Here is an 18,257-nt window from a genome sequence, read left to right as displayed (position 1 = left end):
CGCTTTATTTTTTGTTAGCATAACACATTTTATATTGAATCATAGGTGACTTCGTCATGATAGTGTTTGATTCTATCCAAATTCGTAGAGGTATTAATCTACTTTTAGATAATGCCTCTGCAACAATAAATCCTAAACAGAAAGTTGGATTAGTCGGTAAAAATGGCTGTGGTAAGTCCACACTTTTTTCTTTAATTAAAGGTGAAATTCAAACAGATGCTGGCAGTGTTTCTATTCCTGCCCAATGGCAATTAGCATGGGTAAACCAAGAAACTCCAGCATTAGATACAGCGGCTATCGAATATGTTATTGATGGTGATCGAGAGTTTCGAAAATTAGAGCAAGATTTAGAGATTGCTTACGAAAAAAATAACGGTGAGCAAATTGCGCTTATTCATGAAAAACTTGATAACATTGATGCTTGGACTATCCGCTCTCGAGCAGCAACATTATTGCATGGTTTAGGTTTTTCCAATGAACAATTAACGTTACCAGTTAAATCCTACTCTGGTGGTTGGCGTATGCGACTTAATCTAGCACAAGCGTTAATGTGTCGTTCTGATTTACTGCTTCTTGATGAACCAACTAACCATCTTGATTTAGACGCAGTGATGTGGTTAGAAAAATGGTTAAGTAATTATCAAGGTACACTTATTTTAATCTCTCATGACCGTGATTTCTTAGATCCATTGGTTAATAAAATCATTCATATTGAACAAAAGAAACTATTTGAGTATACCGGTAATTATTCATCATTTGAGACACAACGCTCAGCAAAACTGGCTCAGCAACAATCAATGTATGAAAGCCAGCAACTTAAAGTTGCACATTTACAAAGCTATATTGATCGTTTTAGGGCCAAAGCAACTAAGGCTAAACAAGCTCAAAGCCGAATAAAAATGTTAGAAAGAATGGAATTAATTGCACCGGCACATGTCGATAATCCATTTCACTTTAAATTTAGACGACCAGAATTCTTACCTAGTCCATTATTAACCATGGAAAATATCGTTGCTGGCTATGGTGACAAAATTGTATTAGAACAAATTAAACTTAATTTAGTTCCAGGTTCTCGCATAGGTTTATTAGGTCGTAATGGTGCTGGTAAATCAACACTCATCAAGTTATTGGCAGGTGAATTACCACCAATGCAAGGTCAAGTTAGCTTGGCTAAAGGGGTACAACTTGGCTATTTTGCGCAACACCAATTAGAATATTTACGAGCAGATGAATCAGCTTTATGGCATTTAAAACAACTTGCTGAACCGAAAAATACCGAACAAGAATTACGTAATTATTTGGGAGGTTTTGATTTTCATGGTGATAAAGTTAGTGAACCAGTAAAAACATTTTCTGGTGGTGAAAAGGCTCGATTAGTTTTAGCGTTAATTGTTTGGCAAAAACCAAATTTACTGTTGCTTGATGAACCAACAAACCACTTAGATTTAGATATGCGACAAGCATTGACTGAAGCATTAATCGATTTTGAGGGGGCGTTAGTTGTGGTCTCGCATGATAGACATTTATTGCGTTCTACTACTGATGAGTTTTACTTAGTTCATGATCATAAAGTCGAACCTTTTAATGGTGATCTTGATGACTATCATAAATGGTTGACCGATGAGCAAAAGGCTGAAAATCAACCACAAGAAAAAGATAAACCAATAAAAAGGGAAAATTTACCTAAAGTTTCAGCGCAAGAACGTAAAGAACAGAAACGCAAAGATGCAGAAGCCAGAGCACAAATACAACCATTGAAAAAACAGTTACATAAAGAAGAACAAACTATTGCTCGTTTAAATAATCAGTTAAAAGTGATTGAAGAGCAATTGGCTGATTCATCGATTTACGAAACAGATAAAAAATCAGAATTAACACAATTATTACTTAATCAAAGTAATTTAAAGGCTGAATTAGATGAATCAGAATCAAAATGGCTAGAGCTACAGCAACAATTGGAAGAGTTTGAGGGAAGTTAACCATCAATTTAGCAAAATTTAAATGCCTAAAAACAAAAAATCACAGCATATAGCTGTGATTTTTTTAATTAGATGACAAATAGATTAACTTTTTTCTACTTGGCTAAAATCTAATTCAACCGGCGTAGAACGACCAAAAATAGAAACCGATACTTTTAAGCGGCTCTTTTCATAATCCACTTCTTCAACTACACCATTAAAGTCAGCAAATGGACCTTCGTTAACACGAACAAGTTCACCTGGCTCAAATAAGGTTTTAGGACGTGGTTTATCACCAACTTGTTGTAGACGATTCATAATTGCATCAACTTCACGTTGGCTAATTGGCGCTGGTCTATCTGATGTTCCACCAATGAATCCCATTGTTCTTGGTACACTTTTAACGAGATGCCAAGTCGCATCGTTCATCATCATTTCAACTAAAACATAACCAGGGAAAAATTTACGTTCACTTTTACGGCGTTGGCCGCTTTTCATTTCAACAACTTCTTCGGTTGGTACTAAAACTTCACCGAAAGAGTCTTCCATATTATGTAATTTAATATATTCACGTAATGATTGTGCAACACGTGCTTCATAGCCAGAATAAGCTTGGATCACATACCAGCGTTTTTGTTGTGTTTCACTCATATTAACGCCCTATTGAAGTTAGATAAAAGATGATTGAACGGAACAAAGAATCCATTCCCCAAAGCGCAGTACCAACAATAACGGTAATAACAGCGATTAATAAGGTTGTTTGTACAGTTTCTTTACGAGTAGGCCATACAACTTTTCTTAGTTCTTTTCGTGATTCTTGCAGAAATGTTATAAACGATTTTCCTTTAGTGGTTGTAAATGCAATAAATAAGGTTAAAAGCGAAACCACAACAACTGCAATAATTCGAACGATCGCATTTGGTTGATATATATCATTAGGTACAGAGAAATAAGAATTTCCCCAAACAATTAACGCAATTAATACTAGAACCAAAACCCATTTAAATTTGTCTAGAACAGTGCTTGTATCTTGACTCTCGTTACTTACTAGCATATAAAACCTATGATTATGTTATTTATAATATTATCCATTTTCCAAAATGCTCTTTCTCTAAAAACATTTTGCTAAACAGACTAGGTAAGAAAGGGTATCAAAAGATACCCTTTCTATGATCGCGATTGCTGAAATTATTTAATAACCTTAGCAACAACACCAGCACCAACAGTACGACCACCTTCACGGATAGCGAAACGTAAACCGTCTGCCATTGCGATTGGGTGAATTAATGATACTGTCATTTTGATGTTATCACCTGGCATTACCATTTCTACGCCTTCTGGTAATTCAATAGTACCTGTTACGTCTGTTGTACGGAAGTAGAACTGTGGACGGTAACCTTTGAAGAATGGAGTATGACGACCACCTTCATCTTTACTTAGAATATACACTTCTGATTCGAAATCTGTATGTGGAGTGATTGAACCTGGTTTTGCTAATACTTGACCACGTTCGATTTCTTCACGTTTTGTACCACGTAATAATACACCTACGTTCTCACCAGCACGACCTTCGTCTAGTAATTTACGGAACATTTCAACACCAGTACAAGTTGTTTTAGTTGTTGGTTTGATACCAACGATTTCAACTTCTTCACCAACTTTGATTACACCGCGCTCTACACGACCTGTTACTACTGTACCACGGCCTGAGATTGAGAATACGTCTTCGATTGGTAATAAGAATGGTTTATCAATGTCACGCTCTGGTTCTGGAATGTAGCTGTCTAATGCTTCTGCTAATTCTACAATTTTGTCTTCCCATGCTGCATCGCCTTCTAACGCTTTAAGCGCTGAACCACGAATTACTGGTGTATCGTCACCTGGGAAATCGTATTGAGATAGAAGTTCACGTACTTCCATTTCAACTAATTCTAATAACTCTTCATCATCAACCATATCACATTTGTTTAAGAATACGATGATGTAAGGTACACCTACTTGACGACCTAAAAGAATGTGCTCACGAGTTTGTGGCATTGGACCATCAGTTGCTGCTACTACTAAGATAGCACCGTCCATTTGTGCCGCACCAGTGATCATGTTTTTAACATAATCAGCATGGCCTGGGCAGTCTACGTGTGCATAGTGACGAGTTGGTGTATCGTATTCAACGTGTGAAGTATTGATGGTAATACCACGTGCTTTTTCTTCTGGTGCGTTATCGATTTGATCGAATGCACGAGCTTGACCACCGTATTTTTTAGATAATACTGATGTGATCGCTGCAGTTAAAGTTGTTTTACCATGGTCAACGTGGCCGATTGTACCAACGTTAACGTGGGGTTTTGTACGTTCAAATTTTTCTTTAGACATTTATCGTCCCTCAATGTAATACAAATCGGTGGTGATTCACCACATTAACCAAGTATCATATTTAGTTTTAACATAATACTAACTTAAAATTAGCTCTGAATGATACCAGATAAAGCCGTCAAGTGACAAGCTCTAAAGCAGTCAAATCTAATTTTTTTAGAAGGTTTAGGAAAGTAACAAGAATGGTGCTGATAGGCAGATTTGAACTGCCGACCTCACCCTTACCAAGGGTGCGCTCTACCAACTGAGCTATATCAGCAATTGGAGCGGGCAGCGGGAATCGAACCCGCATCATCAGCTTGGAAGGCTGAGGTAATAGCCATTATACGATGCCCGCATGTTCAAACTCGGCTACCTAAATGCTTCAATTAGCAATTGCTAATGTTAGATAATGGTGGTGGGGGAAGGATTCGAACCTTCGAAGTGTGACACGGCAGATTTACAGTCTGCTCCCTTTGGCCGCTCGGGAACCCCACCCCGAATCATTATAAACTGTTTACTTAGGAAAATGGTGCCGGCTGCCGGAATCGAACTGGCGACCTACTGATTACAAGTCAGTTGCTCTACCTACTGAGCTAAGCCGGCCTAAGTGCTGCGCATTATGTACTAGAACATTTAAGCTTGCAAGCAAAAAAAACATTTTTTTTATTGTTTGCTTAAAAAAAAATCAAAAAAACCAAAAAAGACTGAGATATAAACTATTTTAGAATTTTTTTTAATCAAGAAATATATGTTAAATTAATTCTTCTTTTACGCTTTTTTCTTGGTTTTAGTTACAAACTACTGTTTAAAAACGGTATTAATAGCAAAATTATTATAAATATTGCCCTTATATTGACGCAATACTATAACGAATTTCAAGCAGAATTTATAAGTTTAATAAAATTAAACAATAAAAAAGCCCGAGATATAAACTATCTCAGGCTTTTGCTAATCAAGAATAATATTTAAATTATTTCTTTTTTGGCGCTTTTTTCTTAGTTGTCGTTGCTGCTGCACCTTTAGCGGCAGTGTGAACAGCTACATCTTCACTAATATCACCTTTATCTTGATACGCACGACCATAGTAAGTATCAAGTAGAATTTGTTTTAATTCTGCAATTAAAGGATAGCGAGGATTAGCACCAGTACATTGGTCATCAAATGCATCAACTGCAAGTTGATCAACTTGAGCTAAGAAAGTTTTCTCATCTACACCAAACTCTTTGATAGAGAAAGGAATATCTAGATCTTTTCTTAATTGATCTAACCAAGCAATTAGTTTCTCAACTTTCTTCTCGTCTTTATCTGTTGCTACAGTTAAGCCAAGATGTTCAGCAATCTCAGCATAACGTCTTACAGCTTGAGGATAACCATATTGGCTAAATGTACCTTGTTTAGTCGGTTTATCCGTTGCATTAAAGCGAACAACATTACTAATTAACATCGCATTCGCTACACCATGAGGAATGTGGAATGCCGCACCAATTTTATGGGCAATTGAGTGGCAAACACCTAAGAATGATTGAGCAAACGCAACACCAGCTAAAGTTGCAGCATTATGCACTTTTTCACGAGCGATAGGATTTTTTGCTCCTTCTTTGTAGCTTGTTGGCAAGTAAGCTTTTAATAAACTTAATGCTTGTAATGCTTGACCATCAGAAAACTCGCTTGCCATAATTGACACATAAGCTTCTAAAGCATGAGTTACCGCATCATAACCACCTGCAGCACAAAGTGATTTTGGCATATTCATAACTAAGTTAGCATCGACAATTGCCATGTTTGGTGTAATTGCGTAATCAGCTAATGGATATTTTTGACCAGTTGCATCATCAGTAACTACCGCAAACGGTGTCACTTCAGAACCAGTACCAGATGTGGTTGTCACGCAAATTAGTTTTGCTTTTTTACCCATATTAGGGAAATGACAAGTACGTTTACGAATATCCATGAAACGCAATGCTAATTCGTCAAATTTAGTTTCTGGATGTTCATAAAGAACCCACATAATTTTCGCCGCATCCATTGGTGAACCACCACCTAAAGCAATAACAGTATCAGGTTGGAATGCTGTCATTGAATCAGTACCTTTACGGACGACACTTAATGTTGGGTCAGCTTCAACATCAAAGAAGGTTTCACAAATCACACCTTGCGCTTCAAGTTGATCAGTAATTTGTTTTGAGTAGCCATTATTAAATAAGAATTTATCAGTTACTAAAAATACTCGTTTGGCACCTTGCTCAATCACTTCATTTAAAGCAACTGGAAGTGAGCCACGTTTAAAATAGATAGAACTTGGTAATTTGTGCCATAACATGTTTTCTGCTCTCTTAGCGATTGTTTTCTTGTTAATTAAGTGTTTCGGACCGACATTTTCTGAGACCGAGTTACCACCCCAAGAACCACATCCTAATGTTAAAGATGGCGCTAAATCAAAGTTATACAAATCACCGATACCACCGTGAGCAGCTGGTTGGTTGATTAAAATACGACATGTTTTCATTTTACTGCCAAAATAAGCAACACGATCACGATTACTATCTTGATCAGTATAAAGTACTGAAGTATGTCCCATACCACCCATTTCAACGAGTTTTTCAGCTTTATCTACCGCTTCATTAAAGTCTTTAGCTTTAAACATAGCTAATGTTGGTGAAAGTTTTTCGTGAGCAAATGGTTCAGATAAATCCACTTTACTTACTTCACCAACAAGTACTTTCGAACCGGCAGGAACTTTAATGCCAGCCATTTCTGCAATCTTAGTTGCTGGTTGACCTACGATATTAGCATTTAAAGCGCCTTTATCATTTAAGATGATACCTTGAACAGCTTTTGTTTCTTTAGCATTTAAAACATAAGCGCCATATTGAGTCAATAAATCACGTACTTCATCATAAACTGAATCAACCACAACAATGGCTTGCTCTGACGCACAAATCATACCGTTATCAAAAGTTTTAGACATAAGTACTGATGCAACAGCACGTTTTAAATCAGCAGTTTCATCGATAATTACAGGGGTATTACCTGCACCCACACCTAATGCTGGTTTACCTGAACTATAAGCGGCTTTAACCATACCTGGACCACCAGTAGCCAAGATAGCTGATACATCATCATGATGCATTAATGCATTAGATAATTCGATAGACGGCTCATCAATCCAGCCAATAATATCTTTTGGAGCACCGGCTTTAATTGCTGCATCAAGCACAATTCGAGCGGCTTCAATAGTTGATTTTTTAGCGCGTGGATGTGGTGAAAAGACAATAGCATTACGAGTTTTTAAACTGATTAATGATTTAAAAATTGCGGTTGAAGTCGGGTTTGTAGTCGGCACGATTCCACAAATAATCCCTAATGGCTCCGCTATTGTAATGGTACCATAAGACTCATTTTCAGCAACAACACCACAAGTTTTGTCATTGCGATATTTATTAAGAATATACTCTGCAGCAAATAAGTTTTTAATAACTTTATCTTCTACAATCCCCATTCCTGATTCAGCAACAGCTTGCTGTGCAAGAGGGATTCGAGCTGCGGCTGCGGCTGTTGCTGCTGCCACGAAGATTTTATCAACTTGCTCTTGAGTATAAGTAGAATAAGTTTCCTGAGCTTTTTTAACTCGAGTCATTAACTCATTTAACTCATTCATATTGGTTACTGCCATAGATTTCTCCTTGAAAATTAAAAAATAAACTTGGATCGTTTGGCGTCTTCCTTGAACATATTTAAAGCATATTTATAATAGCAAAACGAAATTGTTGGATATCGTAAATCAGTTTTTTACTTTACACAATAAGATATTCACAAAAAATGAATGTTATTTAAAAGAGCAAATATTTTTATTGTTTTTTTGCTGATTAAAATTCAAAATTCTATTAATTTAATATCAAAGCATTTCAAAAAAAACAATTTACAACAAAGTAAAAAATATATTTTTTTAGCGTAAATAAATAATAAATATTATGTAATGCTTAACTTATTTAACACATAACTAACCGCCACAAAACCAAATGTTGCCGTGACAGTGCTGATTGCCCCAAAACCTGATTCACAATCCATTTTTTTTGCACCTTGCGCTTGGCTTTTCATTAAGCAAGTTTGGCCATTAGATGCCGGATAAGTAAATTGTTCAGTTGAAAAAACACATGGAATAGTAAATTTGCCTTTACTATCTTTGTTAAGTTTATAATCATTTTTCAATCGTTCACGCAATTTAGCCGCTAAAGGATCTTGAATTGTTTTCGCTAAATCGGCGATTTTAATTTGTGTAGGATCTTTTTGCCCCCCCGCGCCCCCGATTGTAATGACCTTTAATTTTTGTCGCTTACAATAAGCCAAAACAGCAGCTTTATCTTTGACGCTGTCAATTGCGTCGATAATATAGTTATAACGAGGATGTTGTTTAGAACCCAAATAATCATTAACGTTATCGGCATTAATAAAATCATCTATTTCATTAACAATACATTCAGGATTAATCTGTAAGATCCGCTCTGCCATCACCGAGGTTTTTGCTTTACCTATATTAGATTTTAAAGCATGAATTTGACGATTAGTATTGGTAATACAAACATCATCCATATCTATCAAAGTAATTTGTCCAATACCACTTCGAGCAAGCGATTCAGCGACCCAAGACCCCACACCACCAATACCAATGACACAGACATGAGCTTGAGAGAAACGTTGTAATGCCTGTTCACCATAAAGTCTAGCGATACCACTAAAGCGTTGAAAATAGAGTTCTGTTTTCATCATTATTTACTGATAGTGTTTATGTTTAAACACCATATACTCCTCAAACCTTTTTAGATGAGAATATTTATTCTCTTTTATTGATAACTTATCCATTAATATTATTCCTATTATACCTTTTCAAGAGTGAAACATTAATTTGTTTAGAATTATTGATATTAATTGGCATCCCTATAATTGACAATTAACCTGATGGTATTTGGTTTAACTAATTGTTTTTTTATAATATAAATCAAGAGCAAGAATTAATTAGCAAATAATATTGCATATATGAACAATTTAGAATAAGCACACTAAACATTGAATCTATGTTATCGATATGTTTTATGATGAGAAATAATTTGTAACTCTGCCCTAAATAAATATTTAAGGCAGAATCATAATAACTTAATTTTTAAAGGAGTGAATTGGAGCTGGAATACGCCCACCACGACTAATAAAATCACATGAACTAAATTTATTTACAGGCATTACTGGCGCATGGCCAAGTAAACCACCAAATTCAATATTATCGCCTACTTTCAAACCTACCGCAGGGATAATTCTGACAGCCGTAGTTTTATGATTAATTACGCCAATTGCTGCTTCATCAGCGATAATTGCTGAAATAGTTTCAGCTGGTGTATCACCAGGAATAGCAATCATATCTAGCCCCACTGAGCAAACGCAAGTCATGGCCTCTAATTTTTCAAGGTTTAGTGCCCCATTGTTTACCGCATCAATCATACCAGCATCTTCTGAGACAGGAATAAATGCACCACTTAATCCACCTACATGGCCACAAGCCATTACGCCACCTTTTTTCACGGCATCATTCAGCATCGCTAGCGCAGCGGTAGTTCCATGTGTTCCAACAACTTCTAGTCCCATTTCTTCTAAAATATGTGCTACTGAGTCACCGATGGCAGGAGTTGGCGCTAATGATAAATCAACAATCCCAAATTTAACCCCTAACCGTTCTGACGCTTCTTTACCTACCAATTGCCCCATACGAGTTATTTTAAAGGCTGTTTTTTTAATGGTTTCAGCAACAACATCAAAAGGCTGACCTTTAACTTTTTCCAATGCTCGCTTAACTACACCCGGCCCACTCACACCGACATTAATCACACAGTCAGCTTCACCAACACCATGAAAGGCACCAGCCATAAATGGATTATCTTCAACTGCATTAGCAAATACCACTAATTTCGCACAAGCCATACTACTATTATCGGCGGTTAAAGCTGCCGCTTCTTTAATAATTTGTCCCATTTGCTTTACTGCATCCATATTAATACCAGTTTGAGTAGAACCGACATTAACTGATGAACAAACTCGTTCGGTTTGTGCTAATGCTTGTGGGATTGATTTAATAAGAATTTCATCGCCTTTATGATAACCTTTTTGCACTAATGCAGAAAATCCACCTATAAAATTAACACCAACCGCTTTGGCTGCTTCATCGAGTGTTTTAGCAAAAGCAACATAGTCTTTATCGTCACTTGCGCCTGCAATCAATGATATAGGCGTAACCGAAATACGCTTATTAATAATAGGGATACCAAATTCAGAAGTAATTTGATCGCCAACTTTAACTAAATCTTTCGCTAATCGTGTAATTTTATCGTAGATTTTTTGACGCGCTTTTGCACCATCACTATCAATACAATCAAGAAGAGATATACCCATGGTTATTGTGCGGATATCAAGTTTTTCTTCCTCTATCATCTTAATTGTTTCGAGGATCTGTTTTGTTTCCATTAGTTCTATCCTTTCGTAAAAATATGAAATTGAGCTTATAAACGATGCATTGCATCAAAAATTTCTTCTCGTTGTATATTCACTTTAACTTTTAACTGCTCACCGGTATGTACTAAAGTATTTTTAACTTCATCAAAAGTGGCGTTAATTTTAGATAAATCTAATAACATAATCATGGTGAAATACTCATCCATGATAGTTTGGCTAACATCTAAAATATTAATATTTAATTCATATAACTTTTGGCTTATCCCTGCAATAATTCCTGTTTGGTCCTTTCCGATTACCGTTAAAATTGTTTTCATCACACTCTCCGCACAAATTTTATACACTTAAAAAATATTTATTGAGTTGTTTATAATAACACCTTCAAAAATTATCTAAATAGGAGTAGATTGTTTTTTTAATCAAAATAAAAAACAAAAAGATAAAATGAAAGGGCGTTATTATGGTGAATTATCAAAAATCCAATAAATTGGATCATGTTTGTTATGACATTCGTGGACCAATTCTTGATCATGCAAAAAAGCTTGAAGAAGAAGGTCAAACCATTCTTAAACTTAATATTGGAAATCCCGCCCCTTTCGGTTTTACTGCTCCAGATGAATTATTAGTCGACGTTATTCGCAACCTACCAACATCACAAGGATATTGTGATTCAAAAGGTCTTTATTCTGCTCGTAAAGCGATTATGCAGCATTATCAATCCAGAGGAATTACTAATTTAGATGTAGAAGATATCTATATTGGTAATGGTGTTTCTGAGTTAATTGTTCAATCAATGCAAGCATTACTTAATAGTGGTGATGAAATATTAGTACCAATGCCTGATTATCCACTTTGGACTGCTGCCGTTAGTTTATCTGGTGGTAACGCGGTTCACTATCTTTGTGATGAAGAAGCTAATTGGTCACCTGATTTACAAGATATCAAACAAAAAATCACCCCTAAAACCAAAGGGATTGTGATTATTAACCCAAATAATCCTACTGGCGCAGTTTATAGTAAAGAAGTTTTACTCGAAATAGCGGAAATCGCACGCCAAAATAATCTAATTATTTTTGCTGACGAAATTTACGATAAAATTTTATATGATGATGCCGTACATCATTCAATAGCAGCTTTAGCGCCAGATCTATTTGTTATTACTATGAGTGGTTTATCGAAAACTTATCGAGTTGCTGGTTTTAGGCAAGGTTGGATGGCACTGTGTGGACCCAAACAACATGTTAAAGGCTATATTGAAGGTCTAAATATGTTAGCTTCAATGCGTTTATGTGCCAATGTACCACTGCAACATGCAATTCAAGGTGCATTGGGTGGTTATCAAAGTATTAACGAATTTATTGTGCCTGGCGGTCGACTCTATGATCAATGTATGTTGGCATGGCGTTTATTAAATGATATTCCCGGCGTTTCTTGTACCAAACCTCAGGGTGCTTTATATCTATTCCCTAAGCTGGATCAGAAAAAATTTAATATTCATAACGATCAAAAATTAGTTTTAGACTTTTTGTTACAAGAAAAAGTACTGTTAGTTCAGGGAAGTGGATTTAATTGGCATAAACCAGATCATGTTAGAATTGTTGCTTTACCTCATACTGGAGAACTACAAGACGCTATAGCTCGATTCGCACACTTTTTATCTAACTATAAACAAGCATAATTTAATTCCTATATCCCTCTAATTATAGATAGGGGGATATTCAACTATTAAAAACTATTTTTTATTTCAACAAAGTATTAAATTGCTTAATCATTGCTTAAGCTTGTTATTTATTATTAATCATAAACAGTAACCAATAAAAAAGCGCCAAAAAGGCGCTTTTTTTCTAATAAATTAATTAAATGAATTATCTTTTTAATTCAGCTAATTTATTACGAATATTTTCAGCACGTTTTGCTGAAGATGGATGGCTGCTTAAAATTGATGCATCACCGCCACCTAATTTATCAAATGCAGTTGCAAGACCAGCTGGATTGATTTTTTTCTTAACTAAATAATCAAAAGAGAAATTATCAGCGTCTTGTTCTTGTGATTGAGAGAATTGAGCATTGATAACAGCTTCAGCTAAAGCACCTAAAGAAGATTTAGATAATGCTGCAACAGTACTGTTACCTGATGCCGCCGCTGCATCACGAGCAATTTCTGTTGCATAAGCAACTTGGATTGCTTTTTTACTATGACCTAAAGCTACGTGACCTAATTCGTGACCTAAAACGCCTTGAATTTCGTTATCAGTCATCATATCCATTAAACCACTGTAAACACGAACACAACCATTAGCCATTGCCCAAGCGTTAACATCTTTAGTGATATACACTTTATAGTTAACTGGAGTTCCATTGATATTATTACCAAGAGCTTTAGCAATTTTATTTAAGCGTTTAGTATAAGCACTTTTAGCTGGAGCAATTTTTGATTGAGCATCCATTTGCGCACATGATTGTTGGCTTAATGATTTCACATCATTATCACTGAGTGTTGCTGCTTTTAAACCTTTCATACCAAGACTAGTTAAATCACTAGCACTCATATTTTTACAGCCAGCTAAAGACATAGCTGCAACTAAAGGTAGTGCAACAAGCAATGTTTTTTGATGTTTTTTCATAATATTTTCCTTATATTAACAGACTTTACTTTCTTCTAACATAAATGTTAGATAAATTGAATTTTAACGCAACTTTAATAATAATCAACAAATAATTACTTGCTTAGAGATAATTAGCCATTTAGACTAGTGCCTCATTTTTTTGAGGAACATAATTATGCAACTGTCTGATTTCAATTTTACTCTCCCCAAAGAACTGATAGCAAAATACCCTTCAGAAACAAGAAGTTCTTGTCGATTATTAGCACTTGATGGCCATACAGGTAAAATTGAAGATAAAGTATTTACAGATATTGTTAATTATATCAATGCTGGTGATTTACTCATTTTCAATAATACTAAAGTGATTCCTGCACGGTTATATGGAAAAAAAGTATCAGGTGGAAAAATTGAAGTATTGATTGAACGATTGTTAGAAGGAAATCGAGCACTCGCACATATTAAAGCCTCAAAGTCGCCTAAAATAGGAGCAGAACTTATTTTAGGTGAAAATGAAAATATCCAAGTTACTATGGTAGCACGCCATGATGCATTATTTGAGCTACAATTTCCTGACGATGTGCTTAGCATCTTAAATGAAATTGGCCATATTCCATTACCTCCTTATATAGATCGCCCTGATGATGCTCAAGATCGTGAAGTATACCAAACCGTTTATAGCAAAGTTCCCGGAGCTGTCGCAGCCCCAACAGCAGGTCTTCATTTTGATAAACCTTTATTAGACAAACTTAAACAAAAAGGTGTTGAGATGGAATTTGTTACCTTACATGTGGGCGCTGGTACATTTCAGCCGGTCAGAGTTGAAAATATTGAAACCCATATTATGCATGCCGAATATGCAGAAGTTCCAGAATCAGTTGTGAAAGCTGTTTTAGACTGTAAAGCTCGTGGAAATAAAGTTATTGCTGTAGGAACAACATCGGTCAGAGCTCTTGAAAGTGCGGCACAACAAACTGGAACTATAGCACCTTTTATTGCTGACACCCGAATTTTTATTTACCCTGGCTATCAATTTAAAGTCATTGATTCTCTTATCACTAACTTCCATTTACCTGAATCAACATTAATTATGCTGGTTTCAGCATTTGCTGGTTATGAGAACACCATGAATGCTTATCAGTATGCCGTAAAAGAAAAATATCAATTCTTTAGTTATGGTGATGCAATGCTAATTACCAATAATAAATGATTTATATCTAGAATAAATCATTTATATTCAATAAATTAAAAATGGTTAATGATAATTCAACCTATCAACAATATTGGCCATTCGTTTTATTCTTGATGGATGTGAGGTAGGTTGATTTTTAGAATGAATTGGCATTTTTGTTAACATTTTGAGCAAACCAATTGGATCTATACTTTCTCGCACTAATAAATTAAAAGCATAACTATCTGCTTCAACCTCATATTGATGTGAGGTTTCTTCTTTTACAATAATTACAAGTTCATTAGCTTTGTCAGTAATTTCAATATAAGGAGCTTGTCGAAACAAACTTATCCCATGTTTTAGGGCTATATGAGCCTGTTCATGCGCAAGTACGGCTTGTAACTCATTATCTTCAAGTAATTTTATTAAACCACTATTTATTCGAATACAACCATTAGCTGTTGACCAAGCATTGGGGTCTGTATCAATATAAACCTTATAGTTTAATTCAATATTATTTATTCGTTTCGGTAAACTTTGGGCTATTTTAGATAATCGACGATTAAGATGATGATAATCAGGAGGAATAATCGCTCTATTGTCATTTTCAATACATGCTTGTTGACTAATTGCCAATATATCATTTTCCGATAAGCTTTTAACTCCTTCAGGTGAAACAATCGTTGGTGGTATTCTAGTTTGGCTTTGACATCCAACCTGCATAAGTATTACAACACATGAGATAAATAAAATAATAGATTTCAATGGTTCGAAAATCCTTACAAATATTGTCTAATTAAGCTTAGCACGATACACTAGGCGCCACTATTTAATAATACAAGTTTGTATTATAGCAATAATTGGCGCCAAACTGTTTATTTGGTCGCAAGAGGTTAATATAAAAATGAAATTTGAGTTAGATAATACTGACGGCTTAGCTCGTCGTGGCCGTATGAAGTTTGATCGTCGTGGAGTGGAATATACCGTTGAGACTCCTGCCTTTATGCCGGTTGGTACCTATGGCACAGTAAAAGGTATGACTCCTGAAGAAGTAAAAGCAACAGGAGCACAAATCTTATTGGGTAATACTTTTCATCTATGGTTAAGACCAGGACAGGAAATTATGCGCAAACACGGAGATCTTCATGATTTCATGCAGTGGTCAGGACCAATCTTAACCGATTCAGGGGGATTTCAAGTTTTCAGTCTTGGTGATATTCGTAAAATAAAAGAAGAAGGTGTTTATTTTCGTAATCCAATTAATGGTGATTCAATTTTCTTATCTCCTGAAATTTCAATGGAAATCCAATATGATCTTGGTTCTGATATTGTAATGATTTTTGATGAATGTGCCCCCTTTCCTGCTGAATGGGATTATGTCAAAAAATCAATGGAGATGTCCTTACGTTGGGCAAAACGTAGCCGACAACGTTTTGATGAACTAAATAACAAAAATGCATTATTTGGTATTGTACAAGGTGGTATACATCAAGAATTACGTGATATTTCAATTAAGGGTTTAACCGAAATTGGTTTTGATGGTTATGCGGTTGGTGGGCTTGCGGTTGGTGAACCGAAAGAAGATATGCACCGCATACTTGAAGGAACCTGCCCACAATTACCTGCCGATAAACCCCGTTATTTAATGGGTGTTGGTAAACCAGAAGATTTAGTTGAAGGTGTACGTCGAGGTATCGATATGTTCGACTGCGTAATGCCAACTCGAAACGCTCGTAATGGTCATTTATTTGTTACCAATGGAGTTATAAAAATTCGTAATGCCAAATATAAAGACGATACGACACCACTAGATCCGCACTGTGATTGTTATACCTGTAAAAACTACACAAAATCATATCTTCATCATTTAGATAAATGCGGTGAAATATTGGGAGCTCGCTTAAATACTATTCACAATTTACGTTATTATCAACGTTTAATGGCTGAAATACGCGAAGCGGTAGCAAATAGACGATATGAAGCGTTTGTTACTGAATTCTATCAACGAATAGGTAAAACACCAGCACCATTAGGTAACAAAGCCGAACAAAGTTGCTAAAATTTATATATCAACTATTGACACATTATAGTTAGCGCAGTATTATGCGCTTCCTAACGGCGAGTAGCGCAGCTTGGTAGCGCAACTGGTTTGGGACCAGTGGGTCGGAGGTTCGAATCCTCTCTCGCCGACCAATTTAATAAGAAAGCCTACTCGTTTGAGTGGGCTTTTTTATTACTACAACGATGCATTTGATTCGAACCGATAAGAGGTTCGAGCCGAGTAGAACGAGACAGCGTTGCTTTAGCAACGACCCGTAGGGCGAGCATAAAATGCGAGTCAATCCTCTCTCGCCGACCAATTTAATAAGAAAGCCTACTCGTTTGAGTGGGCTTTTTTATTATCATAGCTATTAGATTAATTCAAACTTAAAGTATTTCTTTAAACAATTAACTTTCTGGTTAAATTACAAACTATCTCTTAAACAAATTGTTGGTACCAGAGTTGATATTTCGAAACTTGAATGACCACCTTTATCTGTTAATTCATTCAATAATAAATTACCGATATATTCCCCTTTTTTCTTTGAAGGTAAAGAAACAGTAGTGAGTGTTGGAATGCTTACCTGACTAAATTCGCTATCACCAAATCCACAAACGGCTAATTGATAAGGAACGCGAATATGTCGTCTTTGACATTCATAGAGCACACCACACGCCAACTCATCGGTAGTACAAACTAATGCATCTATTTCAGGCCAGTTCAACAAGATATCAGGTAACAATGCACTACCAGTACTAAAATTAGCCGGTTTTGCCGGATTAATTATTCTATGGGTTGGCAAATGATTGTTTAACATAGCTTTATGCCAACCATGTAACCTTTGTTGAAAAACATGACATTGATGGTCAGCACAAAGTAAACCAATATGGCGATAGCCTTTTTTTATTACATGTTCAGTCAACATACACATTGCTAAACTATCATCCACTTCGATATGTATATTTGCCACTTCATCATACGACTTACCAATATTGAAAGTAGGAATCGTTTTATTGTTTAATATTTTTTCAACAAAATCATCATTTTCAATATAAAAGAGCAATATCGCTTCAAGATTATTACTATAGAGAGTATCTAATAGTTGTGATTCACGTTTATAGAAATAATAAGATTCAAATATAATTGTGGTATAACCTTCTTTTAGTAAATATGCTTGCAGTGAATTGAGTGCTATACGGGTTGAATCTTCATAAATTTTTGTAGTAATGACTGCAATAACTTTATTGGCAGAAGCTGATGCGAGTAAACTGGCTGCTATATTAGGCTTATAGCCTAATGTCTCAACTGCTAGTTGGATTTTTTGACGCAGTTTATCCGACACTTTATCTGGCGTTCGTAATGCTCTTGAAACAGTCATCGTACCAACACCAGCATATTTAGCGACATCAAATAAAGTTGTTTGACCTGTACTTCTGCGCTTTTTTGTATCCTGCATATCTGATCTCAACTAGAACTAACTAATAGTTAAATGTATACTCCAAAATTTCACAAAACAAATAATTACAATAAGTTAACTTACTAATTTAAATATTTAATCAAAAGAAAAGAGATTATTATAATATTATGCAATAACAATTTTTTTTCAAATATATATTAAAAATGCTATCCAAATC

Annotated in this window: 14 protein-coding genes, 5 tRNA genes and 1 other RNA gene; 6 read left to right on the top strand and 14 right to left on the bottom strand. The window is 35.5% G+C overall.

All coding sequences use genetic code 11. The annotated features are described in order from the left end of the window. Positions 1-56: 56 nt before the first annotated feature. A complete protein-coding gene (locus tag H3T83_RS04935) occupies positions 57-1,979 on the top strand; it encodes an ABC transporter ATP-binding protein (RefSeq protein ID WP_198215248.1) in 1,923 nt (640 codons plus the stop codon). 84 nt (positions 1,980-2,063) lie between these two features. On the opposite strand, the gene nusG is transcribed toward H3T83_RS04935, so the two are convergent. The 11 genes from nusG to H3T83_RS04880 form a co-directional block, all read right to left on the bottom strand. Then, complete coding sequence (gene nusG, locus H3T83_RS04930; RefSeq protein WP_065602493.1) at positions 2,064-2,609, bottom strand: transcription termination/antitermination protein NusG; 546 nt, start codon at positions 2,607-2,609, stop codon at positions 2,064-2,066. Between the two features lies 1 nt (position 2,610). Then, positions 2,611-3,012, bottom strand: a complete 402-nt coding sequence (gene secE, locus H3T83_RS04925) for a preprotein translocase subunit SecE (protein ID WP_065577660.1) — start codon at positions 3,010-3,012, stop codon at positions 2,611-2,613. 134 nt (positions 3,013-3,146) lie between these two features. Further along, positions 3,147-4,331, bottom strand: coding sequence for an elongation factor Tu (tuf, locus tag H3T83_RS04920; RefSeq protein WP_034900851.1), 1,185 nt, complete (start codon positions 4,329-4,331; stop codon positions 3,147-3,149). A 183-nt stretch (positions 4,332-4,514) separates the two neighbouring features. Continuing rightward, positions 4,515-4,590, bottom strand: a tRNA-Thr gene (locus H3T83_RS04915). A 3-nt stretch (positions 4,591-4,593) separates the two neighbouring features. Then, positions 4,594-4,668 (bottom strand) — tRNA-Gly (locus tag H3T83_RS04910). A 55-nt stretch (positions 4,669-4,723) separates the two neighbouring features. Continuing rightward, positions 4,724-4,808, bottom strand: a tRNA-Tyr gene (locus H3T83_RS04905). A 32-nt stretch (positions 4,809-4,840) separates the two neighbouring features. Beyond that, positions 4,841-4,916 (bottom strand) — tRNA-Thr (locus H3T83_RS04900). A 367-nt stretch (positions 4,917-5,283) separates the two neighbouring features. After that, complete coding sequence (gene adhE, locus H3T83_RS04895; RefSeq protein ID WP_065652060.1) at positions 5,284-7,986, bottom strand: bifunctional acetaldehyde-CoA/alcohol dehydrogenase; 2,703 nt, start codon at positions 7,984-7,986, stop codon at positions 5,284-5,286. Between the two features lie 296 nt (positions 7,987-8,282). Then, positions 8,283-9,077, bottom strand: a complete 795-nt coding sequence (gene tcdA / locus H3T83_RS04890) for a tRNA cyclic N6-threonylcarbamoyladenosine(37) synthase TcdA (RefSeq protein WP_370528009.1) — start codon at positions 9,075-9,077, stop codon at positions 8,283-8,285. A gap of 387 nt (positions 9,078-9,464) precedes the next feature. After that, on the bottom strand, positions 9,465-10,820 hold the full coding sequence (locus tag H3T83_RS04885; protein ID WP_065578304.1) for a PFL family protein: 1,356 nt from the start codon (positions 10,818-10,820) through the stop codon (positions 9,465-9,467). A 35-nt stretch (positions 10,821-10,855) separates the two neighbouring features. Continuing rightward, positions 10,856-11,125, bottom strand: a complete 270-nt coding sequence (locus H3T83_RS04880; RefSeq protein WP_034900855.1) for an ACT domain-containing protein — start codon at positions 11,123-11,125, stop codon at positions 10,856-10,858. A 143-nt stretch (positions 11,126-11,268) separates the two neighbouring features. Between H3T83_RS04880 and H3T83_RS04875 the strand changes: the two genes are divergently transcribed. Continuing rightward, a complete protein-coding gene (locus tag H3T83_RS04875) occupies positions 11,269-12,486 on the top strand; it encodes a pyridoxal phosphate-dependent aminotransferase (RefSeq protein WP_198215246.1) in 1,218 nt (405 codons plus the stop codon). Between the two features lie 187 nt (positions 12,487-12,673). Here H3T83_RS04875 and H3T83_RS04870 read toward each other — a convergent pair whose 3' ends face one another. Further along, positions 12,674-13,432, bottom strand: a complete 759-nt coding sequence (locus H3T83_RS04870; RefSeq protein ID WP_034900860.1) for a M48 family metallopeptidase — start codon at positions 13,430-13,432, stop codon at positions 12,674-12,676. Positions 13,433-13,589: 157 nt separating this feature from the next. Between H3T83_RS04870 and queA the strand changes: the two genes are divergently transcribed. Next, the gene (queA, locus tag H3T83_RS04865; RefSeq protein WP_198215245.1) at positions 13,590-14,621 is read left to right on the top strand and encodes a tRNA preQ1(34) S-adenosylmethionine ribosyltransferase-isomerase QueA; all 1,032 of its coding nucleotides are present in this window, start codon (positions 13,590-13,592) and stop codon (positions 14,619-14,621) included. 45 nt (positions 14,622-14,666) lie between these two features. Here queA and H3T83_RS04860 read toward each other — a convergent pair whose 3' ends face one another. Next, on the bottom strand, positions 14,667-15,347 hold the full coding sequence (locus H3T83_RS04860) for a M48 family metalloprotease (protein WP_198215244.1): 681 nt from the start codon (positions 15,345-15,347) through the stop codon (positions 14,667-14,669). A gap of 139 nt (positions 15,348-15,486) precedes the next feature. On the opposite strand from H3T83_RS04860, the gene tgt reads away from it, so the two are divergent. The 3 genes from tgt (at position 15,487) to H3T83_RS04845 (ending at position 16,940) form a co-directional block, all read left to right on the top strand. After that, the gene (tgt, locus tag H3T83_RS04855; RefSeq protein WP_034900864.1) at positions 15,487-16,641 is read left to right on the top strand and encodes a tRNA guanosine(34) transglycosylase Tgt; all 1,155 of its coding nucleotides are present in this window, start codon (positions 15,487-15,489) and stop codon (positions 16,639-16,641) included. 57 nt (positions 16,642-16,698) lie between these two features. Further along, a tRNA-Pro gene (locus tag H3T83_RS04850) sits at positions 16,699-16,775 on the top strand. Between the two features lie 34 nt (positions 16,776-16,809). Further along, positions 16,810-16,940: non-coding RNA, RtT sRNA (locus H3T83_RS04845), on the top strand. Between the two features lie 107 nt (positions 16,941-17,047). Here the strand turns inward: H3T83_RS04845 and H3T83_RS04840 are convergent. Further along, positions 17,048-18,079, bottom strand: a complete 1,032-nt coding sequence (locus tag H3T83_RS04840; RefSeq protein WP_065578297.1) for a LacI family DNA-binding transcriptional regulator — start codon at positions 18,077-18,079, stop codon at positions 17,048-17,050. Between the last annotated feature and the right edge of the window lie 178 nt (positions 18,080-18,257).

The sequence above is a fragment of the Gilliamella sp. M0320 genome, assembly GCF_016101635.1.
Classification (GTDB): domain Bacteria; phylum Pseudomonadota; class Gammaproteobacteria; order Enterobacterales; family Orbaceae; genus Gilliamella; species Gilliamella apis.
The sequence above is the reverse complement of the archived record's forward strand: the minus strand, read 5'-3'. Positions and strand labels throughout refer to the sequence as shown.

Coding starts and splice junctions, on each gene's coding strand:
- H3T83_RS04880 (WP_034900855.1), bottom strand. CDS start 11,125: ATGAAAACAATTTTAACGGTAATCGGAAAGGACCAAACAGGAATTATT.
- H3T83_RS04875 (WP_198215246.1), top strand. CDS start 11,269: ATGGTGAATTATCAAAAATCCAATAAATTGGATCATGTTTGTTATGAC.
- adhE (WP_065652060.1), bottom strand. CDS start 7,986: ATGGCAGTAACCAATATGAATGAGTTAAATGAGTTAATGACTCGAGTT.
- H3T83_RS04870 (WP_034900860.1), bottom strand. CDS start 13,432: ATGAAAAAACATCAAAAAACATTGCTTGTTGCACTACCTTTAGTTGCA.
- tgt (WP_034900864.1), top strand. CDS start 15,487: ATGAAATTTGAGTTAGATAATACTGACGGCTTAGCTCGTCGTGGCCGT.
- H3T83_RS04885 (WP_065578304.1), bottom strand. CDS start 10,820: ATGGAAACAAAACAGATCCTCGAAACAATTAAGATGATAGAGGAAGAA.
- secE (WP_065577660.1), bottom strand. CDS start 3,012: ATGCTAGTAAGTAACGAGAGTCAAGATACAAGCACTGTTCTAGACAAA.
- H3T83_RS04935 (WP_198215248.1), top strand. CDS start 57: ATGATAGTGTTTGATTCTATCCAAATTCGTAGAGGTATTAATCTACTT.
- tuf (WP_034900851.1), bottom strand. CDS start 4,331: ATGTCTAAAGAAAAATTTGAACGTACAAAACCCCACGTTAACGTTGGT.
- H3T83_RS04840 (WP_065578297.1), bottom strand. CDS start 18,079: ATGCAGGATACAAAAAAGCGCAGAAGTACAGGTCAAACAACTTTATTT.
- tcdA (WP_370528009.1), bottom strand. CDS start 9,077: ATGAAAACAGAACTCTATTTTCAACGCTTTAGTGGTATCGCTAGACTT.
- nusG (WP_065602493.1), bottom strand. CDS start 2,609: ATGAGTGAAACACAACAAAAACGCTGGTATGTGATCCAAGCTTATTCT.
- queA (WP_198215245.1), top strand. CDS start 13,590: ATGCAACTGTCTGATTTCAATTTTACTCTCCCCAAAGAACTGATAGCA.